Origin of the sequence: Bdellovibrio sp. HCB337, from assembly GCF_047302465.1 — a bacterium.
GTDB lineage: Bacteria > Bdellovibrionota > Bdellovibrionia > Bdellovibrionales > Bdellovibrionaceae > JACMRP01.
Genome location: NZ_CP178621.1, coordinates 1,551,494 through 1,574,705, shown reverse-complemented (window position 1 = coordinate 1,574,705; position 23,212 = coordinate 1,551,494). Strand labels below are relative to the sequence as shown.

The following is a 23,212-nucleotide window of genomic DNA, read 5'->3' as shown; positions in this document are numbered from 1 at the left end:
TATATATATGCCTTCATATTCAGAACTTTTCTCGGAATGGCTTCAGAAGATTCTAGACACTCCGATAACTTAGATATGAGCCACTTCACTTTTACGAAACACCTGATCGTATTCTCTTTACTCGTAACGAAGCTCGCATTCGCGCAAACACCAGCGACAACTCCGGCCGCGGCGATAGCACCATCGCCATCACCAAGTCCCGCATCTCAGAGTGAGACCATCTACAAAAAACCTCTCTGGTTTGATGTCGTCAACAACGGTGTCAAGGTCTCGGGCCCAAGCATTGTCTATGACCTGCAATCAAGCTACGGAAAAAGTCTTCAATGGGGTCCTTTACTTCTTAAAGAAGACTTCTTCTCTATCAACCTGACCTCTCGTCAAAAATTGGATGCCGAGGGCTCTAAGATGGCGTTCTACAATCAAGAGGACATGGTGCTCTTTTTCGATTGGCCAAGAGAAATCATTCCGTTTGGTCTTTTAGAAGTTACGGACTCTAAAGGCAATACGATCTGGAGCAAAAACTTGCAGCAAGCAGAACTTGATGGCTGGCACGAAAAGATCTTGCAAGTAAAAGATCAGCTTCGCAAGCAAGGCAAAAAAGAAGAGGACATCGAGAACAACTCTCTTTTGAAAAAGACTTATGCTTTCTTCAGATCTAAGAGCGAACCAGGTCCTGACCTTAAGATTGATGAAAACTACAAATTCTGCTTAAAAAACACCGAAGGTGAGTCTACGGCGCGCATCTGCACACCCTTCTATGCAATGAAAACAGTTGGTACACAGATCGAAATGCAGATTCAACAAGTTGCTGACAACGAAGAACCTACTCAAGGCAAAAAGAAATCTAAAAAGAAGAAAATTAACGAGAAAGACCCTGGCATTGCCCAAGTAAAATTCCAAGATGCTACACAGCCGCTTGCTGGCAAAATCACGGCCGACAATGAAAAACCAAACAAGTTTTTCGCTCAGCTGAAATCCGGCGCCTCTATCGAATTTACTACAGTTGCTCCGGTTTTAAAAATCTACGATATGGCTCTAACGGACGATAAAAATCCAGATCTCAGCCAACTGGTCGCAGAAAACCCTGCTCCGGTGTTTTTAAAATCCGAAGTACTTTCCAACAAAGATCCACTAGATCCCACGAACAAACTTTGGAAAGCCGAATACAAAGTTTCACAGAATAAGGTCTTTTTACCTGGTAAAGCCGGAGCCTTTTTCCAATACGACATCGCGGTAGAATACCTACCACAAAACAAGCTGCGCCCTTATGTCAGCGAAAAAAATCTGAGTGCCACCTACTCGCAAAATGACAGTCTAAAGTACCTGCAAGACGGAAAGACAGAGCCTGAGAAGTGGGAGACCGTGAATCCTGAAAAGGCCAAGTGGAATCGCAGCTACTTGATGGTGAAAGACGACAAACGTGAACACAAAGCATACTTAGATATCTATCGTGGCTATGCGGGCGAAGCGAGCTTACGCTTAACGGGACTGACTTCGGGTTCTAGCACCGCAGTGATGACCGAATTCCATGTAGGATATTGGTTTAATAGCATCGCTGGTTGGGATCAGTATTACCTCTCAAGACAGCGTTGGGGCGTAAGTGCCAAGTATATGAATCTTCTTTCAGACATCGAAGCTGACAAAGAAGATGGCACCTCTCAGAAAGTAAAAATCAATTCTACGATCGTAGATTTGAAATATCGCTTTTCTCCAGGTTTGTGGGAGCGTGACGAAAGCTGGGGCGCGGTGCTCTCGTATGAAAATCTAAACTACAGCGACTACAAAGTTCCAAAATTAGGCTACGGAATTTTCTGGGCCCGCTCAATGCCAAAATTCTTCGACGACATCTTCAACCTAGTCCCAATTTTCCGCTATCCAAAATGGGTAGACCTAGACATAGTAAAATACAGCACAGCCATGGACTCCAAATACACACTCGGCGACGACTACTCCATAAACTTCCACGGAAAAATACTATGGACCCCCCGCTTCTACGGCGAAGCAGGCTTCGGCGCAAAAAAATACTATTTCTTACAAAAAGAAACCGAACAAGGCGCCACCCTAAACACCTTCTACGGCACCCTAGGTTTAGGCATCAACTTCTAAGCAAAAAAAGAAGATCCAAAAATCCAAAGACAATTCACCAGCGCGAAGTAGAACTAAAAACTTCGCGCGCTCTTTCCAAAAGGTGTCTTCCACCTTCGCTAAAGTACGGCGGACCAGTAAAAAACCGAAGACCTACGCATTCGAGACAATTTGCCAAGGAAGTAAGCTTAAAAATTTTTGGGCTCTTTCCGTAAGGGGGCTCAAGCGGCGCCCGGACGGCGCGAACCACGCCAAAGGCGTGGCGCTTGCGTGAGGCCCGGAAGGCCGTCCCCCTTAGGGGAAGAGATCAAAAATTTTTAAGCATACTTCCTTGGCAAATCCCCGTCCGGAGACGATAGGATTTCGCCTCCGTCTCATTCTGAGACAGCCTCCTAATGCAGCAGGTGCCAGCCTAAAACGTCACAGTGACTGTGTCCCGAACAGGAAGACTAAGTGGGATCAGCTAGTTAGCCTTACAAAACGTAGCACGAACTTTGAACATCTTAAGCTTCAGAAGGGTGTTCAATGAAAAAGCTGAAGCTCACACCAGCGCTGTTTATATTGATTTTAGGGGTTATCCACCTCTTAGGCGCGTCGTTGTCTTTAGCTGCAGAAATCCAGTCCACTTGGCGTGCCGGTCTTGGCGGCGCCAACATGCAAGACGCCCAATCCACCAGCCAATTCACAGCCTTTCTGCTTGAAACAAAAACGAAATACTTGGCTCATCCTTCGTTGTTCCTGAACCTCGATGCGTTGGTAAAGCTTGAAAGCGGCAGCTTTCAATCCATCGATGGCGAGCGCAAAAATGAAAGCGGATTTGTTCTTAAAGAAGCTGGTGCTCACTGGCGTTTGATCAATCCCCTTCTACTTTCAGGCGGCGCCCTTAATCAGGGCACCATTCACACCGAGCTTTTGATTAGCGAACGTGCTTTCCCAGCGGTGCGTGCAAATTTAAAACTTCTCGAAGTTGGTAACTTTCAAACTCTGATCGATATTGAGCAAGCGACTCCGACTTCAGTGTCTATGAGCACCAACACCACGGGTGTTGAATCGGTGCCGCGCTTGTTAAGCGCTTCGTTGTCTTTGAACTATGAAACTCCTCGATACTTCTGGAAAAACCGCATTGGTGCCTTTGCCTATGACAACTTGCCAAGTGCTGTTGCCTACGAGAGTTCTCTTCATGGTAATACCGTAAACTCTATCAGCGAAAACGAATCCCGTTTTGTTCACAACTACCAAGGTTTGGAAGCTCTAAGTTCTTTACGCTTCCCGGTGATGCGTGGCTGGGATTTCACTGGAAGAGCCAACTATTTACAAAACGAAAAAGCACCAACGACACTCAATCGCGCTTACTCTGCGACGGCTGGGTCCGAGTTCTTCTTTGTTGGCAGAAAAAGTCTGGAGCTTGAGGTCACAAGCTTCCGCATCGAACCAGATGCTGTTGTCGCGTATTTTAGCCCTGCCAAGTTTTTCCATGCTAATCGCGCTGGTTTCAATGTTGAATCTGCCCTTAACTTCAAAAGAAACGGCTTTCGCGTAGGTGCTTCTTACAGCGAAGCTGAAGTGATTTATTTAAGCCCCGTTCAAAGTCGCGAGAAAAGTCTGATGATCTTCCTGGAGACCTTCTATGCCAACATCTAAGCTCTTATTCTGGACATTCTTGGTATTAAGTCTTTCGGGACTGACGGCGTGTAATATTCCAACACCGCAGGCGCGTGAAGGATCTGATGAAACAGCGGCCGCCACTTTCTTTGTAACGGAAATCAAGGGTGATGCTGTCGCTTCAAATTTAAACAAGGACTATGCGATTCCGAAAAGCAAAACCTTCAACTTCTCGGCATGCTTAAAAGATCAAGCTCAATCAAAACCTTTGATTGGTCATCCGTTCCGCATCGAAGAGATCAACAAGGAACTTAAGACCGATGAAAAAGGTTGCTTAAACTGGATGGAAGAAGTTCCGTTTAATTACTTCGCAACACCAACTTATATTGAGTGGAAAAGAAAAATCACAGCGACGGGACTTCACAAAGGTTCTCGCGTAGCTCAATTTGCAATCAATCCTTGGAATGATACGGACAAGTCCCAAGCGGTCGTGAACCTATCAAACACCACACCCACCCGCCTAGCAACTGGCGACGAGGATGTGAAGGCGGCCCTTTCCGGAGAAGATAAAAAAGAAGACGCTCAAGAAATAAAAAGCAAACTTTGGGTGAATGAAATGCGCGTTCAAAGCACGCAAGAGCAATTCACAAAAGATGGCGTGATCCTGAATATGGAATTGATGGCGGCCCCACAATTACAAATTCAGGCTATGAACGGCGAAACAGTGCTTCGTCCGATCAGCCAAGGCCGTTTCAAAACAAAAGTTTACCTCATCCATTCTATTGTTGAAAACGGTGTCGAAAAAAACCGCGTTCTTGCGGAATCCTCTGTCGAGCTTTCGGATGTTCGTAACGGCAACCTCTTTATTAAATCCCCTCTTAAGCTCACGACCAAGCCTGCTTTTGGCCAGCTAGTACTGGGTCTTGATATCACAGCAGAAAGCGCCAATGAAAACATCGGAAACTTCCAAGGCGCCTATATGATTGGCGAACACGATCAGTTAAAAGGTGCGAGCTTCTTAAGACTTATGAAAGTCGTGACTCAAAAACCTGGTTTTAAACTGGCAGACTTCATTAATTCAAAACTGGAAGACAAACAGGCTGAAAACTCCGACACTAAAGAGGGCTATGTCAAAGCCCGTATCGAAGTAAGTCCGCTTGAAATTTCATTCTTGCGTGTTGCTAAAGAAAATACTTCTGAACGCGAAATCATCTATAACGTCAAAGCCTGCTTCAAAAACGGTCTCGATGAGAAAATCACCCGTGGCTATAGCTTTAAGGTTCAAGGTTTCCGTCAACAAGGACAAGCTGGTAAAGAAATTTCGAAACTTAATGCCGACAACATGGGTTGCGTTAACTGGGATGAAATCATCAAATTTAAATATTACGAATGCCATAAGTCTTTGATTGGAAACATCGATATCGAGAATAAAGATCTTGCCATCAAAGAAAGCATCCGTGTGGCCATAAATCCATGGGACATCGGCGCAAAAGGCCGTGACCTTCGCTTCCCTTACAGCGAAGAGCATGTCATCACCGACTGCAAAAAAGAAAATGTACTGCCGTCGACATTGTCATTGAGAAGTTTCAACTACTCGACTTTGTCTTATAGCTATGACATCGACAAGTACCTGAATCTGAGTGTAAAGAAAAAACTGCGCTTCAAATTGGATGCGGTTGTTTCTGTTTTCAGTGATATGGCGACTGGCCGCATGGAAGGCGCTCAAAAAATCCGTCCGGGTGTTTACTTGCTAAAAATGGCGTTGATTAAAAATCGCGACTATTACAGCCAAAAAACCTACATTGCTTCTACCGAAAAGCTGGTATCTACATTAGATGGCGACATCAAAGCCGACATCGAATTTAAAACCTCTGACTTAAAGGCTCTTGGAAACCGCAACACCTTGCTTGTTGAACTAGACCCTGTTCAAGAAAGCAAAGTGATCGTCGATAAAAACGGCGAAGTGACCCCTAAAAACAAAGTCGCATCTTTAGACGAGGTCATAGATTCATCTACGGGCCTTTACAACCGTACTTTCAGCGCCGCGATGATTCTGAATTCAGACCGCGACTCTGCAGACTTGGCACCGATCACTCTGAAAGAAGCCAACGAATTTTTGACGGCAGAGAAATTGCCAGTCGTTGAAGTCAACAAATCGGTGGTTCGCGAATATATCAAATTCGGCGAGCAAGCCCGTAAAGAACAAACAGAGGTGCTTAAAGCTCAATCAGACATGGATCTTTTTGCGAAGAAAAATTCTTTGCAAGTTGTTCGCGCCAATAGAGTTCCACAGGCTCCGGATTTACGCGCTATTTTACTACAAGCACCTACGAAACTAACAGACGCTCAAATCACGAAAGAACTTCACGCCTTCGCAACGACCGGAAAACTGAACACAACTTTGACTCGCGGCCTGTGTGCTTATTGGTTTAGAAGTTATATCAATAAAGACCTTTGGGATTGGAACGTGACTGGCCAACGTGCACTTATCAACTGCGGCATTCGCGCGAAAAACCCAGAAAAGCTGTTCACTGTTGAAAAACGCCTTTTCGTAAAAGACATTGGTGGGTTCAAACATCTAAAGGGATACAATGCGGGTATCTCGGTAGGTAATAACATTTCTTTGTCGAAATCATTCACAAACTCGTCGTATGTAACGAAGTCCTTAGGCTTCAACTCAGGGCTTTCATACAAGTTTGCCGAGATCTTCTCGATCGGCGTCACTGCAAGTTATTCGATTGCTCAGTCAGAGGCCACGGCGGTTTCTACGGCAAATAGCACTTCGGTCACAACCAACATCTCTCCGGTGATGCAACAGAATATTTATCAACTACAATTCAATCGCTATCAAGAATGCTCTATAGTGAAAATCAACCCAGCCCTCTTTATGAAGAAAGGGCTTTATGAGGGTGCTATTAACCCTGCTTATACGGACGATAAAAAAGTAGACGTCGCGACTCGTGGTTTGATGGTTTGCACGGGCGAAGACAATACCAAGACGATCATGCGCAATGAAAGTTACTATTTGCTAGCTCAGGAAACATCCAGCACGAATATGCAAGACTTTGGCAATGAAGTGAACCGTAATTTCTTTATCGCACTTCGTGGAGAAAAAGAATTTGATCGTTTGATGTACTTCATGAAAGGCGTCATCAAAACGCCAACGGCTTCGGATCGCGACCACAATGATCAGAAAAATGTCGTGAACGGTTTAGATGTGCTCTTTAATAGCGGCTCTGCCAATATTCCGGGCTCCTACAATGACACCCGTCCTTAGTGACCGTAACACTTTCGCAGAAACTCTAGACTGCGGATCCCGAACCACGAATAAGACTCTCCATCCACGATAGCTCCTGCAAGACCTTCTTTGCGAAGGTCTTCAATCTTTTTGTGAAATGGATAAGGCTCTGAAGAGAATAAAATCAAGGACTCGCGGAAATCTTCAATTTCAATAACTGGATATTTTTCTTCAGGAAAATGAATGACGTCGGCACCCAGCTGTTTCAGTACGGACCCAATATAGGTTTCACGACTGATGGCCATCCAAGGTTTTTTCCAAATGACATATAAAACGGGTCGCGGCCCAGGACGCATTGGCGAAATCACCCATTCAATTAGTCCCGGAATATTTTCTTCACTCCAATGCAAAGGCCCACGATCAATAATGGCCTGCAATTGCAGTGACCAGGTTATTAGCTGCTGGTTTTTAAACTCTGTACCGAGTCTTTGCAGTTCAAACTGCAAGGTCGCCAAAGAATGAACATCCGTTGCTAAATACGGGCACGGACACTCCTCAGCCATCTCTAAAGGATTTTCCTCTTTATCCAGCAGCACCAAATCGGGCTTTAAATCTTGCACGATGTCCCACTGAACCTCTTTGGTCCCACCGACAATTGGAATATTCTTAACAAGTTCTGCGGGGTGAATACAAAAACGTGTTCTTCCAACCACAGGAATTCCTGCGCGTAATAAAGTTTCAGTCCAAGAAGGTACCATCGAGACAATTCGCATCTCTTGATAGGACCAATTATTGCTTGGCGAGTCAAGATTGCTGTATTGTCACTTGACCCTTCTGTCACCATTAAGAGAAAAATAATGTTTATTTTCAGAGGGAGATAGCCCATGAATTCGGCGGCATTTTTGAAGAAAAAACCTGAACTGAGTCCTTACAAAAAAGGAGACGTCCTTGTCCTTTTTGGTGAACTATTTCAGAGAGGTTATGCCAACGGTTTAGTGGAAGAGGCTGAGGCCCGTGGAATGACGATTGTCCGCGCAACAGTAGGTCGCCGCGATGCCGGGGTTTTGCGTCCGCTTAATACTGAAGAGTCACAAAATATTCCAAAACCATTCATCAATGTTCCACTTGAAGCAGGCTTTGATTTAGAGCCGGACTCTCAAGGACACACCCCGATCGACCAACTTAAAGACGTCAAACTGTCAGACTGGGAAAGCGCAAAGCTCGACTTCAAATCTTTCGAAGAGAGCCGTCAAAAAGGCATCACTCGCTTCCGCCAGAACACCGAAAAGTTTTTAAAAGAGCTTGAGCAATACATCCCGAAAGGGGCCAACGTTCTATTTGCGCATCTTATGGCCGGCGGCGTTCCTCGCACGAAAATCGTCATGCCTTTGATGAACCGCACTTGCAAAGGCAGCGGTGATCGCTATTTGGCGTCCGAGCAACTTTGGAACTCAGATATCGGCAAACTCTGCTCTTTAAGCTTTAACGAAGTCACAGCCGAAACTCTTCGTCATTTATTAGACCTATCAGCACCACTTCGAGCAAAACTTGAAGCTCAAGGGGGTCATGTTGCCTATACAGCTTACGGCTATCATGGCACTGAAATTTTGATCAATGACCAGTACAAATGGCAAACTTATACGCCATATATTCAAGGTTGGGCGAAACTGAACCTAGAAAAAATCGCAATAGAAGCCCACAAAAAAGGCATTTCTGTCTGCGTCTACAACTGTCCCGAGATTCTGACAAACTCAAGCTCGATCTTCCAAGGAGTTGAAGTATCACTTTACCCTCTCGTGAGAGCTGTTGAAAAAGAGTGCGGAAACACGCCTGCAGGCCAGAAGATCGTTCAAGACTGTAAAGACCTCTTAAAAGACGGTCACAGCTTAGCCGACATCTTAAAGCTCACAGACACTTACTTCACGGACTCCGAGATCAAGGCTCATTGTGTTTTTGAAAAGTGGCCACAACACAGCAGCAAAACACAGCTTGAGACCATGTTGAAATGCTCCGAGGATTTGATTGCCCTTCATAAAGACGAAAAGAAGTTGATCACTTTCGAGCTTAGCGAAGTTGTCTTTAAATCTTGCGGATATGTTATGTTACACGGCTCCTGGAAACCGCAAAACCCGGTGGCTTGGATCGGACATGACATTGTGGCACGCTGTATTCACTGATGGGACTGACAAACGGAGCTGAATATAGCTATGACGGCATAAACCTAAAAGGAATCTCCCTTTCAGGAATCCGTACAGCTATCAGCATGCCGGACTTGTCCCTCACCTTTGACGTCGCCCAGGGTTACCCGTTTCTTTTAAATCTTAAAAACTTTTTCATCAGCCACGGCCATCTAGATCATGCCGCTGGCATTCCGTATATCATTTCCCAGAAAGCGATGGCCCGCCAAGAAGCCCCAAAGTTTTACATGCCACCAAGCCTCGTAGAGCCCATGGATCGCATCATGAGAATCTGGGAAGAGATCGAAAAACACGAGTACAAATACGAATTCATTCCCGTGAAAGCCGACGAAGAAATCCCGATCAAAGGGAATTACTTTATGAAGGTGTTCCCTACCACCCACAGAATTGAATCCTTTGGCTATACCCTGTTTGAAAATCACAAAAAACTTTCTACAAAATATCAGGGGCTTTCTAAAGAAGAGCTGATTCAACTCAGAAAAAACGGAGAAGATGTCAATGAGGTCTCACAAACTCCGCTAGTAAGCTTTACCGGAGATACACAGATTGAGTTCTTAGACAGCCGCCCATGGATTCGAAAATCCAAAGTACTCTTGATGGAATCAACCTATCTAGATGATAAAAAATCCGTCGAGCATGCTCGTACATGGGGGCATACACATCTTGAAGAGATCTTGCCTCGGTTGGATGAAATTGAAAGTGAGCGCATTGTGCTGATTCACTCGTCTAGCCGCTATAGCTGGGATGAAGCACAACGATTGTTACGAAAGCAAATCCCTGCAAAACACCGTGATCGTGTGGAACTCTTTCCAGGGCGCTAAAACGCCGAACTATCGACCTAACAAATCGTCAGCATCCAGCCAAATTTTTCGGCTTTTTAGCTTTTTCGTTTTGAAGTGCTCGAGCCACTCTGCGGGTTTGCGTTTATTCCAAACCGCCGCAAGTCTTGCACCAAAATACAAAGGACTATATCCCTGTCCGATATATTCTTTCGGAGGGCGAATCGCCGATAACATTTCGGGACCAAAATAGCTTTGTGGTAAAAGACGCTCTCTTTCGAGGGCTTCACCGATGATAATCACATCTTTCGCCTGTCCCATGACAGAACGACTCAGTGGCAATCCAGCTTCTCCGTTCGCTGCCTTTCCTGTCGGCGCGATGACGAGCTTGCCAGATGCTACTTTTTCTTCGAGCAAAGCCACTAAGTCCTTGTAAGGCTCGCCTGCTTTTTTGTTCCAAGAAAAAAGATAGAAAGAAACATCCGCATCTGGTGCTTTCAGTTTCTCAACGAGATCTTTTTCTGAGTAATTACCCTTATCGTCATAAGGAGTCTTATTAACGATCTCGCAGTTTTTGCATTTGCCTTTAAATTCTTCAAAAAGAGGCTTGATGGTTTTCTCAAAGGCCTCTTGATTTTCAGTCGAAACGTAACCCACAACTGTCTTCGCCTCGTCTGCCAAACCCGTTTGAGGAGCCACAAAAACTGCAAGAAGCAGAAGAGAGAACAGCGTAAAACGCATAGCGATATTTTCCATAAAAATATTATGAACTCGACTTTTTAGTGATGTCGACCAAAATATCATTGAACATTGCAGCATGAATAAAACTTGGGAACACGTACAACTTTTTCATAACGGCGATGAGTTTTTCGCAGAACTTATCTCCAGTATCCGCCGGGCAAAAAAAAGCATCACGGTGGAGTTCTACATTTTCGAAATGGACGGCGTCACTGAGATCCTCCTTGTCGAGCTTCAGCTAGCTGTTTTAAGAGGTTGTAAAGTTCAATTGCTCGTTGATGGCGTGGGTTCACTACTCTGGACAGAGTCCTTAGCAAAACGATGTCGCCAAGAAGGCATTCACTTTCGAGTTTATCATCCGATCCCAGGATTTCTGCACTGGTTGGCGCGTTTGCCAGAAGCCATTTTTTCTAAAGCGCCCAGTGTTTTCGAAAGAGCCAATCGCCGCAATCATCGAAAAACTGTCATCGTCGATGGGGAATTTGCTCTTCTTGGCAGTTTCAACATGACGAAGCTGCATTTTGAGAAAGTGATGGGCGACAAAGCTTGGCGAGATTCCGCTGTTAAAGTTCAAGGTCCCGCGCTTGAAAGCTTGATGGCAGCGTATGACCTGGCGTGGGCTTTTGCTCGAAGACGAGCTCTGTTACCTCGAGATGCCAACTATGTGCGCGAAAAAATTGCGACCGTTTTAAAGTGGCACGATTTAGTTCGTCTCAACCCCAACAACCGTATTCGTCGTCACTTGTATAAAGATCTTTGCCGCCGCATTTTAAATGCCAAAGAGCGTGTCTACATTGCAACCGCTTATTTCCTTCCGAAAAGAGCCATCGCTCGCGCTTTAGCGAAGGCTGCAAAAAAAGGTGTCGATGTTCGAATTCTGATTCCGGGCCCGACGGATGTTCCCTTTGTAAAATGGGCGGCTTATCATTTACCTTATATACTTCAAGAACAGGGTGCAAAAATTTACGAATACCAGCCCCGCGTCTTCCATGCTAAATACATGGTGATCGATCAATGGGCCAGCCTCGGCTCTTCTAACTTAAATCATCGTAGCCTGCTTCATGACCTAGAAGTTGAGGCCGTCTTCATGGATGCACAAAGCTTAGGCAACATCACTCAACAATTCGAGAAAGACCTCGCATCTTCGTTACCGCTAGATCCTGAGAAGAACAAACGACGTTCTTTTTGGTGGCTTTTGATCTCTAAAACTCTTTTCAAGTTGAGATATTGGTTTTAGAATTCCTCGGGAATGAGGAATTTATGAAAACAATTAAAATCACTGTAACTGGCGGACCTTCCGGCGGCAAAACGACTCTTATTGAAGCTCTCCAAAAGGAACTCGGTAAAGTGGTTTCTGTTGTTCCTGAATCTGCAAGTATTCTTTATCGCGGCGGCTTTCCTCGTATCAAATCTCGTCACGGCTTAATTCATGCGCAAAAAGCCATCTACTACACACAAAAAGAACTCGAAGATCTGATTTATTTCGAACACCAACCGCAGCTTTTAGTGTGTGACCGCGGCTCGATGGACGCATTGGCATATTGGCCTGAAGATCCTCAGAACTTTTTCAAGCTCATCAATTCCACTCCAGAAAAAGAGTATTCTCGCTACGACTGGGTAGTTCACTTGGATACTGCAGGGAACGGTAATTACGATACGACAAATCCTATTCGTACCGAGTCTTATTCCGAAGCCGAGATGCTGAATCAGCGCATTCTTGATGCCTGGGGACAACATCCACAACGCATTCGTATTAACCAGAGAAAAGACTTTTTGTCGAAGATGGCTGCAGCCTATGGGGTCATTCAGGCCATTCTCAATGGTGACGACTTGCAAACAATTCGCAAAACTTTCGAGTAAATGTTTGCAAGTTGTGAGCTCAGTGTTCACAATAAAAACAATATGACTGGCTTTCGATTTCTGTTTTCACTAATCGTTTTCGGCACTCCTTTTCTGGCGCAGGCGCAAGCCGCAAAAAAGGCCGATCAAGCCATTCCCCTTTTCTTTCAGGCAGACAAAAACAACATCCAAGTTTTGCCACAACGTTTTGAATACAATCTGATAGATGAAGACAATATCAAAATCGGCGATATCGTCATCGATTCGACGACCTTTGGCTTCCAAATCGCTCCCTCAACTCAGTTTCCAGGAAAATACCGTGCTCGCTTCATTTGGCCATCAGGTCTTTTGAAAGAGGGTTCGATTTTGATCAAAGACAATACCGGCAAAGCCGTTTGGACCACAAACGTCAGCCGCAGACAGATTCGCTTGGTCAATGCCGAACCTAAAGAGGGACAAGACAAAACTGTCCGTACTCAACTTGCAGAACTTGTCGTAGATCAGATTAATCCGGTTTTGATTGAAGACATGAAATATTTCCCTTTTATGAACTTCTGTATTTCCCGCACGAATCTGGATACGAAGATTTATCTTTGCTCTAAAGAGACTTACCTGACTTCTCAGAACAATCGTTTGACAATCAAAGCGCGTGGCCAGGGAAAAAGACCACCGTTTGTAGAGATCAACGGAAAAAATGTAGGACATCAGGGAATCATTTTCTTAAACAACGAAAATGAAAACATCGGCTTCCGTGCAATGACCCAGTCCGGGGCCGTTCTCGAGGTTGAAACCCGCATGAAACCGGTCGATTTCAAGGACGTGGTTCTTAGCGAAGACAAAAAGGAAATCATCCTGACGGCCTCTGGTGCCGAGCCCGTGAACGAAGAAAAAGTCACTCGTATTTCTGATGATGAGTGGAAGTTTAACTTAGACGTGCAACGCCCTATTCTTTACTTGAAGGGTGAAGGCGACATTCCGATGCGCCAGGAATTTTACATTAAAGGCAATACGCCTGCTGATACTGCGCGCCCATCTTTGGATAAAAACTCTTTCGATCGCCTTTACAAACCCGATGTAGAGCTTAAAGGAACTATCGCTGCGGGAACGACTGTTAGCGAGGGTGACGAGACTGGCCGAGTTGAAAAGCTAGAGGGCAACCGTTTCCGCTGGCGTATTGAAAAGATCCCAGCCGGAGAAACTTCCCGCCATTATCTGCGTGTCAATCACGAACAAAATTCCTATATCGCGGGCTACGACATCTACCGTGACTTCCCGTTCGAAGCGGGAGCCCTTGCATCCTACTGGACACCCGCAGGACAGATTTACGGCGATTTGCATGGAACGTGGTGGATTGAGAACTTCGTAGGAAGTTCTGCAGATTGGTCGCGTTTGCATTTCGGTTTGCATGCGCGTGAATCTTTGCTGTTACTAAAAAAATCCGGCGAACCCAACATGAACATCACGCACTTGGAATTGATCTGGAGATCTAAAGCAGGCTTCCACTTCCAAGACAAAACATGGGGTCTCTTATTGCCAGTAGAAATGATTCAGGCAACAGGAGTCAGCGTAACATCATTTGGCGTGGGCTATTTCTATAGCGACAAACCAGCAACGAAAAAAATGAAAAAGTATTTCGACTGGTACGACATCAAGTTCAATTATTTACTAGGTGGCGGCGGCGACGTAAAATTGAAAAACGCAATTCAACTAACAGCCCTAGCCTACAAACACGTAGACAAGCGCTTCAGCTGGAGCTACGGAGCAGGCCTAAACCAATACAGCTTCGATCCAGGCGAATCCAAAATGCAATTCCAACTAACCGGCGGCGCCAACTACCGCTTCTAGTTCACGACCGCGCCAAAAAAACTCGTCAACGACTCCATACAAATCTTCTGCTCTAAGAAAGAATGCAGCCGCACTACTATTTAAAAACTATCTGCGTGCCCCAGTGCAAAGGAAACACGAAGATACGGAGCAAATTTGGATTGGGATTTGAGGGGTTTCGGAGTCTTTCCAGAGGGGGCTTCAAGCGGCGCCTGGATGGCGCGAACCACGCCGAAGGCGTGGCGCTTGCGAAGGCCCGGAAGGCCGACCCCCGACGGGAAGACTCCGAAACCCCTCGAAGCCCAAGCCAAATCCTTGAGCCGAAACCAAAACTCTATTTTTTCTTGAAGAACCCAGAGACCATTTTTTTAAGGTCCATGTTAAGGATGTCGTCTTGCTTGTTAGAACCAGAAGCCAACAAGTTTAGCTCACGACGAGCCACGATCATTGAAGAACTTAATGCCAAACATTTCTCAAACGACTTACGAGCTCCACTGATGTCGCCCTTTGCTTTTTGCACAAGGCCCGTCACGAATGGGAAAATCGCATCGTAGCGTTCATCTGGTGGGACTTGCATCAATTCAAATTCAATATCTTTCAATTGTTGAATCTTCTTAGCAGGATCCAAAGTTCCAACCTTCGCCCATGCATTGTACAAGTGAACCTGTGCAATGGCAGGATTCAACTCTACGACTTGATTCATGAAGTTCATTGCCTTCGAATACTGATTTAGTTCCAAAGCCTTCTTCGCTTCTTCCAATAAAGATGTCGCGCGAAGTTTATTCTCGGCTTCAGATTTCATGTTGTTTTGTTTGTACTGCTGACGTTGGCCTGCATCCAAATAAGATGTACAAGCTTCTGTCACGCGCTGACGAATCTGAGTCCAAAGCTTATAAGCTTCGCTCTTAGGGTCTTTCGGTTGTGCACCCAAGACTGGTAAGAATTCTTCAACCATGCCGCTGACGCTAGCAACGGTCTCTTGCCCCAAACCGAAATATTCCACGACTTGGAAGTGATTCTTACCTTGGATTTCAGTGAAGATCTTACGAAGAGTTTTCAATTGCTCTTGTGGGCTGACCACAACTTGAGATTTCGAGAAAGCAATAAGACCTTTCGTTAACAGGAAATGAATCGCCTTATGAACAGCTGCTTCGTGATAACCTGGTTGGCCTAAAAGGTCCATCAAGGTTACGCCACGATCCAAGTGATCCGTAAATCCTTCAAGACTTTGAATCAAAGACATTTTCAATGCTGGATGATCTTCACGATATGTTGAGCTGCGAGTAATACGATAACTCGCCCACATCATATGCATGGACTTCAACCAATTAGCACTCAGTTTTGAAGCGATCCAATCGTGCAAGAAGTAAGACAAAGAGTCTGAGTCAATGCTAGGCTCGATCATCTCTACTTCTACTGATGCAAAGTTGATGCGGATCATTTGATCTACGATCGTGCGCGACAAGCGGATATTCATTTGCTCTGTTAGAATCAAATCAAAAGCGTGAGGACTCAGTTTATTTCCTTGAATCATACGCTGGCCTAGGCGACGTGGGCTCTTATCATTGAGAGCTTCCTGAACGTCCTCCACAATCGCGTATCCACTTTGAATCAACATCTCGCCTAAATAGGTCGTCTTATCTTCAATATCAACGCCGACGATCACACCATTAGATAAAGACACACCAGATACGTTGCCATCGACACCGTAAATGTTTAAATGGCCTGAACTTTTTGTTTCAACCAAAAGGCTGTAGACGAATGGCAAATCAAAGCCACTGACCTCTTCCAAAGCTTCAATTAGCTTTCTCTTTTCACGGTTAGAAACCATGTTACGGCCGAAAATTTGGTACAAACTTCTACGTGGAGAAGCTTCTTCTTTGCGATTGCTTTCATCGACTTTGACAAGCTTCAGTGCCTCATTCAGATCAAACGGTTTTCTTAAGAAACCAACCGCCTGAGTTTTCTTGGTCGCATCTTGAATGAAGTCTTTGTCAGTGTAGATACCGCTCATCAGAACGACTTTAAAGCGGGTTTTAGAAGGCATTTCCTGGCGGATCTTAGTGACATAGTCGATCCCCATGATTTGCGGCAAGAGACAGTCAATAAAGAGCATATCGATCTTCTCTTTATTGATAACCTCAGTCGCTTTTTCTGGTTCTGTAACCAAAAAAACTTGATGACCAACACGCGTGAAGGCTTCTTTAAGCGCTTCACCCAAAGTGCTGTCATCTTCTAGGACTAAGATTTTTATTTTTGAATCTTCCACGTAAGACTTCTCGGAAGAAAACACGTGAAATTAAACGAACTTATGATGTAACTAGACCTTATAGAGCGACTCTCAAACAGAAACAGGACCTAGGTCGATCTATTTTTTAATAAATTTAAAATACTTGGACTCGATAACATCCATTTCCATGGCATTACCTTCGTCATCTTTAACATCGCCCGGAGGTGTCACATTCGAATCGGTGTATTCTGTCCCAAGACGAAACAGGACGTTCTTTTCAGAACCAGATTCATCGTTGTAATAAGGAACAAAAAAGGACTGAACTTTGGCGTTAGTTGGCAAGAAGCCATCCACCATATTGATCTGATCTACGATTACTTTCGGGCATTGATTGAACGTGATGTTAGCGGCAGGAGCAGTGCTCATCCACTTAATCCACTCGCGGATACCGCAAGAGTTGATGCTTTTCAAACCAGCCATTTCAATTTCAATTTGCGAAGCGCCCGCAAGACTTAACTGAGTAAAATCTGCGTCTTCATCAATAGAACCAGCCATAACTACGTTCAATTTCTCACCGGCTTTATTTAATTTAACGTCAAATTTCGACATGTGTTGCTCCCTCGTTCGGTCCTTACTCTAAATAATATCTAAATTTAAACTCTCGGATCATTTTTGACTACAAAAAATGTAACGTCATCGATCAGAACTTCACCCTGACGATAGTCCTGAATCATTTGAGCTAAACGATCGACAGAGTCTTGGGCTGACGGATAATCCTTATTTGTACTAATGATTGCCTTCAAAAACTCGCGTTCGCCCCAAGTCATCTTCACACCATTTTGAATATCAGGAATCCCGTCGGTGTAGAAGAAAACCATATCTTCAGGATCCAAAGTCACACTGGTTTGCTTGTACTTCGTATCGCGCCCCTGCCCCAAGCGTGGATTATTCACCTCATTTAATGGTATCAAATCTTTCTTCTTCAGGGCGTTTTCACTTTTCTTAATCAAGAAAGGCGCCTCATGTGACGCATTTGCATACGTAAATTCGCCTGTATCTGGATCAAAAGAGGCCAAGAAAAATGTCATCATGATACGGCCTTTTGAAACGTCATAAATTGATCTATTCAAAAGTTCCAAAGCTTGTGCCGGATTGACATTGAGTCTTTCGATAATTGTAGACGCAGACTTTGCAGCACTCGTGATCAAAGCGGCCGGCGCTCCGTGCCCTGTGGCATCCCCGATCCACAAGAAGATCTTGCGACCAACTTGACAGTAATGCCACCAGTCGCCACCGCACTCACTTGCGGGTTCGTAGTAACCAGCAATGGACAATGGGCCGATCTTTGCTGTTGTTTCTGGGAACAGAGTTTCTTGCACAGTTTTTGCGGTTTGAAGCTCGGACTCCATACGCGCTTTCTGTGCTGTTGCATCTAACAAACGTGATACTTCGGCAGCCATCAAATTGAAGTTGTCCGCTAACGTTCCCACTTCATCTGTGGACTTCACATTCACACGAATGTTGAAATCCCCTTCCGCAACTTTTTTCGTAGCATCAAACAACAAGGTCAATGCACCCGTCAAAGAGCTTGAAGCTAACAAGCTGATGATCGCCGTGACAGCAATCAAGATACCGAAAAAGATCAAAGATTTGCGAATCAAGATTTCTACCGCGCCAAGTGCTTTTTTCTTATCGACGGAAGAGACCACCATCAAGTCACCAAAACCCGCACGAGAATAAGAAACCAACAACTCAGTGCCTGAAGCGTCTTTGACGGTCTCTGCCCCTTGAGCAACTTTATTGTTCGCATTTTCTAAAATTCTCAAAGGAAAAATACGCTGCATCTGAGAGCCCACTGTTCCCTCTGGGCCGAAAAGGATCAGTCCATCTCGAGACACTAGATAGAGTCTTTGCGAAGACTGAGCACGGAACATCTCTGCAACTTCCGGAAGACGCGCGATCACCATAAAGATAGTGCCCTGCTCTTCCTTCTCACCTTTTACTTTTTCAAAAATAAAAAGACGGTCATCTTGGTAAGGAACTTTTACTGTGCGACCTTGCGCTTCCACTTCCGTGAAAATTCCTTGCATCATCTTTTCAAGACCTAGCAAGATGCCCTCAGTTGTCCGCGCAGTTTTTTCTGCGAAGGCTTTTTTTTCGTACTTTTTTGTTTCCGTATTGAAACGAAACGCAACAACGGACTCTAGACTAGATCCTGATGCAAAAAAAACACTGGTCTGGGAAGTGAAATCACCATTCGTCAAAAAATCTTGAAATACAGGTTTGGACTCATTCAAGAGCGAGTTCAATTGAGCTTTTACTTGAGATGCCATCGCCCCAGAAACGTTGCTGGACGAGTCAAAGACATAGGCAACCTTGTCGCTTTCGAAAATCTGAACCGCTAGGAATAGATAGATCGACAGGGTTAACAACGGGATAAGTGTCAACAGTAGCAGGATTTTATATCTTATTGATATGCCAGACTTTTTCACCAATCTAAGTATGCCCGAGTAATACCCCTCTGAGTAGGTCTAGGTTTTAGATCTTAGTCAAAAGTCCGTAAATTTATTTCCACAAATAGCCGAAATGATTTGTGGATGAGTGTATTTAACAGATTTTCAACAACAGATAGAATCATTTTAAGTGGATCCGTCGTGATCCTCTTAGCGCTATCGTATTTGTTATACGACGACTCACTCATCTTCCCAAAAAATACAAGTAATGAACCACTGATAGGAACGATCTCCTCATCCAACAATGACGTTCGCAGAAAAAACAGTGGTAATTTCATCTGGCTTCCAGGAAACAAAAAAGATCAAGTCTTCAACAAAGACAGCATCTTTACTGGCGACGGCTCTGAAGCACAAATCCAGTTGAGTGATGGCAGCGTCATTCAAATCCAAGAGAACTCTCTTGTGAATTTGAATCTGAAAAATGGTCAGATGGAATTGGATTTGCGTTTTGGTCAATTCACTGGAAACGGGAACTCACCTATTCGCATCAAAACCGGCAGCGAAGAATACACGATCCAAGGTAAAGATGCGAAGTTCGAGATCAATCGTTCTCAAACTGGCGATTTGGATGTAAAAGTTCTTTCAGGCGATGCAGAGATCACAGGCAAAAATGGAAAACAGAAACTTCAATCCAACGAAGCTCTGCAAATCACCAAAAAGGGGATCGAAAAAGGACAGGTTGAAGCCAAGGTCCGTTTGATCACCAAAAATGATATCTACATGTACCGTGCGGCTGACAAATTGCCACTTGCTTTCGAGTGGGAAGGTCGCGGCCCTATTGGTCAGTACGAAATTGAAATTGCAAAAACAGAAGACTTTAAAAAGGTTCTGGCTCTGCGCACGACTGCCGAGCAAAAAATCAGCGTGAAAGACTCTTTAAAAGAAGGTCCCTACTTCTGGCGTGTCAAAGGCCTTGATAGTCGCCGCAAGCATCTTGCTACTTCAACTTCACAAAAATTCTATCTCAGTTACATGATGCCACCTCAAGTCGTTACTCCTACAGATAAAGCGACTGTGAAAGTCGAAGCCCTTAGTGGACCAACTGGCTTGCAGGCAAATACCAAGATCACATGGCAAGCAGATGAGCGCCACAAAAACTATCAATGGCAGCTGTCTCGCTCGGCGGACTTTAGTGATATCCTTGTCGAGAAAGATGCATGGACTCCAAAAGAAGTTATTACTCCGAACTTACGCTCGGGCCCATACTTCACCCGCGTTCGTGGTTACGACAAAGACAAACATCCTTCGCCTTGGTCGAAGCCTCACGCCTTTACATTTGAAGTAAATGCCGAAGTTAAACCTCCAGCGCCTCGCCTGGTGGAAAAACGCATTCGTTTCCAAATGCCAAAAACCGAAGATCGCGCACCTTCAGCCGCGAATTCTCCGCAAATGGCTTGGACAGACGTCGACGTCGCAAAAGACTATCGCTTTGAAATTTCCAAATCCCCTCGTTTCACTGGTGCTCAAGTCGTCGAGACCGAGAACACAAGAACGACTTGGACTCAGTACAAGCCAGGTAAGCATTACTTCCGTGTTTATACCCGCACAGCACTTGGACAAAGCAGTGATCCGAGCGAAACTGGCGTGATCGAAGTGTACGGAGACGCTCCTGTGTTGGGCGGAATTCCATCAACTCTTATTAAAGAGACGAACATTAACGCGGTTCCTCCTGAAAAAGAAGTACGTGTAACTTGGTCTTCTATTCCAGACGCTCAATCTTATCTTGTACAGATGGATAAATCCCCAACTTTTGAGAATCCGGTACAACAAGAAGTTAACACGACTGACGGGACTGTGCGCTTGCCAGAGCCCGGAAAATACTTTGTACGCGTGAAGGCACTTGGCGAAGGCTCTCAAGATATGAGTGAGTTCTCAAACGTTCAAGATACGACTTATGTGTTTAAGAAAACACTCAAAGCACCAGAACTCATTGAGCCTTACGATAAAACAACGGTCTTCTTACAAAAAGACATGGAACCTCTGATTTGGCTCGAATGGGCTGCAGTTCAAGACGCTACGAAGTACCACGTAGAAGTCTCTTCTGACGCAAGCTTCTCGCGCATAGTTATGAGCAAAACTTTGGGTGAAACTCGCTTCTTGGTTCGCGAGAAAATCCCTTACGGTAACATTTACTGGCGTATTCGTGCTCTTGGCCCAGATGAGAGCTTAAACAGCGACTGGGCGGATCGGCAATTTATGATTCATCATCAAAAGAATCGTGGGTTCTAATGAAAGCACACTACCCACTCTTTGATACACTTCTAGAACCGACTTTCATCCTCAACTCAGAGGCAAAGGTCGTTTATTGCAATGAAACTGCCGCTGTGGTTTGTGAACTTTCAGTCCGTAAAATCAGCCGCGGAATGTCTTTCAAAGAACTCTTCACCTTTAGTGAACCTATCGATGCTTTGGACAATCTTAATAACGTAAAGGATCCAACACCGTACAAAGAAGTAAACTTCGAAACTTCTTCAGGTCAAAAAGGCAAAGTTCAGATCACGATCCAACCGATCCAAAACGACGCTGGCGACCAACACTGGATCGTCTTCGTGCGTGACGTAACTTTGGAAGAGCGTTTACAAAAGAAATACCGTGCCGAGCTCGAGCAAAAAGAAGATGTCATCTTAGATTTGCAAAAAGCTCGCGCCGAACTAGAACAATACTCTAAAAACTTGGAAAAGATGGTTGAGGAAAGAACTCAACAAATCTCTAGCATGAACCGTTTGATGAAGGCTCTCTTGGACAGCTTGAGCCAAGGCTTCTTCATCTTCAACAAAGAAGGCTTGTGCCTAGAGGTCTCTTCCAAAGCTTGTGAAAACACTATCGAAACTTCACCTGCTGGCGCAATGATTTGGGATGTCCTAAAACTGGGTGAGAAGAAAACCGACGGCTTCAAAAAATGGATGAGCACTCTCTTTATGGAGATGTTGCCATTTGACGATTTGGCTCCGCTTGGACCTGCGGAGTTCCCTCACAGCAAGGGCCGTAATATTTCCCTCGAATACTTCCCTCTTCGTAATGAAGAAAATCAAATCGACGGCGTTGTTGTTGTTGCATCTGACATCACTTCTCTGGTTGAGGCCCGCAAGCAAGCCGAGAATGAAAAACATCATGCAAAACTGATCATTAACTTGATCCGCAGCAAGAATGAAATGGGTCGCTTTATCCGTGAATCCCAACATATGCTGGGTGAATTGCGTTCAGCAATTACTAAACCGCAACCGCAATGGGACTCAGAGGCTATCTTCCGCTCATTGCATACGCTTAAAGGTGGCGCTGCCCTCTTCTCGGTTCATGCAGTCGCTGAAAGCTGTCATCATGCTGAGACTCGCTTGACGGAGTACAAAGAAAACCCAAGCCAAGAACACGCTCACCGTTTGATGAGCCAATGCCAGGCTGTAGAGCTGCAGTTCACCAACTTCTTGAATGAAACAAAAGAGATTTTGGGCGCATCAATCCTTTCTAGCGAAAGAATGCTCGAAATCTCTGCGACTGAACTCAATATGCTTTTGGAAAAGCTGCAAACAATTCCACAAGCGAAAACTATGGCGGAAAATGCGTTGGCGCATCTTCTATTTGAGCCAATTAAGAATTTCTTTGATCCGTACAAGGAAGTTGCCTTCCGTGTCGCTGAAAAAGAAAATAAAATGCTTCGTAATGTGGAATTTAAAAACGACATGATTCCGGTAGTGCCGGAAATCTATGGGCCTCTCTTTGCGACGTTCGTGCATGCTTTTAGAAATTCTGTCGACCACGGGATTGAAACACCTGAGGTTCGTCACAAAGCTGGCAAACCAGAAGGCGGCGAAATCTTTGTTAGCTTCCAACGCCAAGACTTGCCTACTCCGACTCTTAGAATTTCATTGAGAGATGACGGCGGCGGCGTGGATCCACAAAAAATCCGCGCAAAACTAGCCAGCAAAGGCATCAAGACAGATAACGAGTCCGATCACGAAGTGATTCAGCATATTTTTGATTCTCAGTTCTCTACCAAAGAACAAGTCACAGAGACTTCAGGTCGTGGCGTCGGTATGGATGCGATTAAATACGAAGTTCTGCAGCTCGGTGGAAAAGTTTGGGTAGAATCGACTTTAGGTAAGGGCAACACACTCTTTATCGAAGTCCCTTACCTTACTAAAGTCCCTGCTAAAAAAGCCGCTTAAAGA

15 protein-coding genes are annotated in these 23,212 nt (G+C 44.9%); 10 read left to right on the top strand and 5 right to left on the bottom strand.

Annotated elements, in window-relative coordinates; all coding sequences use genetic code 11:
- Window positions 1-75 precede the first annotated feature (75 nt).
- The 3 genes from ACLWBB_RS07645 (at window position 76) to ACLWBB_RS07635 (ending at window position 6,964) form a co-directional block, all read left to right on the top strand.
- A complete protein-coding gene (locus ACLWBB_RS07645) occupies window positions 76-2,106 on the top strand; it encodes a hypothetical protein (RefSeq protein ID WP_413291028.1) in 2,031 nt (676 codons plus the stop codon).
- A gap of 504 nt (window positions 2,107-2,610) precedes the next feature.
- Window positions 2,611-3,726 (top strand): hypothetical protein, encoded by a 1,116-nt coding sequence (locus ACLWBB_RS07640; protein WP_413291027.1) that lies wholly within the window; start codon window positions 2,611-2,613, stop codon window positions 3,724-3,726.
- Window positions 3,713-6,964, top strand: coding sequence for a hypothetical protein (locus tag ACLWBB_RS07635; protein WP_413291026.1), 3,252 nt, complete (start codon window positions 3,713-3,715; stop codon window positions 6,962-6,964). Before ACLWBB_RS07640 ends, ACLWBB_RS07635 begins: the two co-directional genes overlap by 14 nt.
- Here ACLWBB_RS07635 and ACLWBB_RS07630 read toward each other — a convergent pair.
- Window positions 6,961-7,698, bottom strand: a complete 738-nt coding sequence (locus ACLWBB_RS07630; RefSeq protein WP_413291025.1) for a helical backbone metal receptor — start codon at window positions 7,696-7,698, stop codon at window positions 6,961-6,963. The genes ACLWBB_RS07635 and ACLWBB_RS07630 overlap by 4 nt on opposite strands.
- Window positions 7,699-7,809: 111 nt before the next feature.
- On the opposite strand from ACLWBB_RS07630, the gene ACLWBB_RS07625 reads away from it, so the two are divergent.
- Both ACLWBB_RS07625 and ACLWBB_RS07620 read left to right on the top strand, forming a co-directional pair.
- The gene (locus tag ACLWBB_RS07625; RefSeq protein ID WP_413291024.1) at window positions 7,810-9,102 is read left to right on the top strand and encodes an enoyl-acyl carrier protein reductase FabMG; all 1,293 of its coding nucleotides are present in this window, start codon (window positions 7,810-7,812) and stop codon (window positions 9,100-9,102) included.
- Window positions 9,102-9,944 carry an MBL fold metallo-hydrolase gene (locus ACLWBB_RS07620; RefSeq protein WP_413291023.1) on the top strand — a complete coding sequence of 281 codons (843 nt, stop codon included), beginning with the start codon at window positions 9,102-9,104 and terminating at the stop codon, window positions 9,942-9,944. Before ACLWBB_RS07625 ends, ACLWBB_RS07620 begins: the two co-directional genes overlap by 1 nt.
- Window positions 9,945-9,953: 9 nt before the next feature.
- Here the strand turns inward: ACLWBB_RS07620 and ACLWBB_RS07615 are convergent, their stop codons facing one another.
- Window positions 9,954-10,658 (bottom strand): hypothetical protein, encoded by a 705-nt coding sequence (locus ACLWBB_RS07615; RefSeq protein ID WP_413291022.1) that lies wholly within the window; start codon window positions 10,656-10,658, stop codon window positions 9,954-9,956.
- Between the two features lie 61 nt (window positions 10,659-10,719).
- On the opposite strand from ACLWBB_RS07615, the gene ACLWBB_RS07610 reads away from it, so the two are divergent.
- The 3 genes from ACLWBB_RS07610 to ACLWBB_RS07600 are packed head-to-tail and all read left to right on the top strand — an operon-like array spanning window position 10,720 to window position 14,324.
- Window positions 10,720-11,877 carry a phospholipase D-like domain-containing protein gene (locus ACLWBB_RS07610; protein WP_413291021.1) on the top strand — a complete coding sequence of 386 codons (1,158 nt, stop codon included), beginning with the start codon at window positions 10,720-10,722 and terminating at the stop codon, window positions 11,875-11,877.
- Window positions 11,878-11,900: 23 nt separating this feature from the next.
- A complete protein-coding gene (locus tag ACLWBB_RS07605) occupies window positions 11,901-12,500 on the top strand; it encodes an ATP-binding protein (protein WP_413291020.1) in 600 nt (199 codons plus the stop codon).
- A complete protein-coding gene (locus ACLWBB_RS07600; RefSeq protein WP_413291019.1) occupies window positions 12,501-14,324 on the top strand; it encodes a hypothetical protein in 1,824 nt (607 codons plus the stop codon).
- A 313-nt stretch (window positions 14,325-14,637) separates the two neighbouring features.
- Here ACLWBB_RS07600 and ACLWBB_RS07595 read toward each other — a convergent pair whose 3' ends face one another.
- The 3 genes from ACLWBB_RS07595 to ACLWBB_RS07585 form a co-directional block, all read right to left on the bottom strand.
- Complete coding sequence (locus ACLWBB_RS07595) at window positions 14,638-16,572, bottom strand: response regulator (RefSeq protein WP_413291018.1); 1,935 nt, start codon at window positions 16,570-16,572, stop codon at window positions 14,638-14,640.
- Window positions 16,573-16,671: 99 nt separating this feature from the next.
- On the bottom strand, window positions 16,672-17,142 hold the full coding sequence (locus ACLWBB_RS07590; RefSeq protein WP_413291017.1) for a hypothetical protein: 471 nt from the start codon (window positions 17,140-17,142) through the stop codon (window positions 16,672-16,674).
- A 44-nt stretch (window positions 17,143-17,186) separates the two neighbouring features.
- Window positions 17,187-18,965 (bottom strand): SpoIIE family protein phosphatase, encoded by a 1,779-nt coding sequence (locus ACLWBB_RS07585; protein ID WP_413291016.1) that lies wholly within the window; start codon window positions 18,963-18,965, stop codon window positions 17,187-17,189.
- 165 nt (window positions 18,966-19,130) lie between these two features.
- Between ACLWBB_RS07585 and ACLWBB_RS07580 the strand changes: the two genes are divergently transcribed.
- Both ACLWBB_RS07580 and ACLWBB_RS07575 read left to right on the top strand, forming a co-directional pair.
- Window positions 19,131-21,275, top strand: coding sequence for a FecR domain-containing protein (locus tag ACLWBB_RS07580; protein ID WP_413291015.1), 2,145 nt, complete (start codon window positions 19,131-19,133; stop codon window positions 21,273-21,275).
- Complete coding sequence (locus ACLWBB_RS07575) at window positions 21,275-23,209, top strand: ATP-binding protein (protein ID WP_413291014.1); 1,935 nt, start codon at window positions 21,275-21,277, stop codon at window positions 23,207-23,209. Before ACLWBB_RS07580 ends, ACLWBB_RS07575 begins: the two co-directional genes overlap by 1 nt.
- Window positions 23,210-23,212: the final 3 nt, after the last annotated feature.

Excerpts from the sequence above, each read along its gene's own strand:
- ACLWBB_RS07635 (WP_413291026.1), top strand. The coding sequence starts at position 3,713 with ATGCCAACATCTAAGCTCTTATTCTGGACATTCTTGGTATTAAGTCTT.
- ACLWBB_RS07600 (WP_413291019.1), top strand. The coding sequence starts at position 12,501 with ATGTTTGCAAGTTGTGAGCTCAGTGTTCACAATAAAAACAATATGACT.
- ACLWBB_RS07615 (WP_413291022.1), bottom strand. The coding sequence starts at position 10,658 with ATGGAAAATATCGCTATGCGTTTTACGCTGTTCTCTCTTCTGCTTCTT.
- ACLWBB_RS07580 (WP_413291015.1), top strand. The coding sequence starts at position 19,131 with ATGAGTGTATTTAACAGATTTTCAACAACAGATAGAATCATTTTAAGT.
- ACLWBB_RS07620 (WP_413291023.1), top strand. The coding sequence starts at position 9,102 with ATGGGACTGACAAACGGAGCTGAATATAGCTATGACGGCATAAACCTA.
- ACLWBB_RS07610 (WP_413291021.1), top strand. The coding sequence starts at position 10,720 with ATGAATAAAACTTGGGAACACGTACAACTTTTTCATAACGGCGATGAG.
- ACLWBB_RS07625 (WP_413291024.1), top strand. The coding sequence starts at position 7,810 with ATGAATTCGGCGGCATTTTTGAAGAAAAAACCTGAACTGAGTCCTTAC.
- ACLWBB_RS07575 (WP_413291014.1), top strand. The coding sequence starts at position 21,275 with ATGAAAGCACACTACCCACTCTTTGATACACTTCTAGAACCGACTTTC.
- ACLWBB_RS07640 (WP_413291027.1), top strand. The coding sequence starts at position 2,611 with ATGAAAAAGCTGAAGCTCACACCAGCGCTGTTTATATTGATTTTAGGG.
- ACLWBB_RS07590 (WP_413291017.1), bottom strand. The coding sequence starts at position 17,142 with ATGTCGAAATTTGACGTTAAATTAAATAAAGCCGGTGAGAAATTGAAC.
- ACLWBB_RS07605 (WP_413291020.1), top strand. The coding sequence starts at position 11,901 with ATGAAAACAATTAAAATCACTGTAACTGGCGGACCTTCCGGCGGCAAA.
- ACLWBB_RS07645 (WP_413291028.1), top strand. The coding sequence starts at position 76 with ATGAGCCACTTCACTTTTACGAAACACCTGATCGTATTCTCTTTACTC.
- ACLWBB_RS07630 (WP_413291025.1), bottom strand. The coding sequence starts at position 7,698 with ATGCGAATTGTCTCGATGGTACCTTCTTGGACTGAAACTTTATTACGC.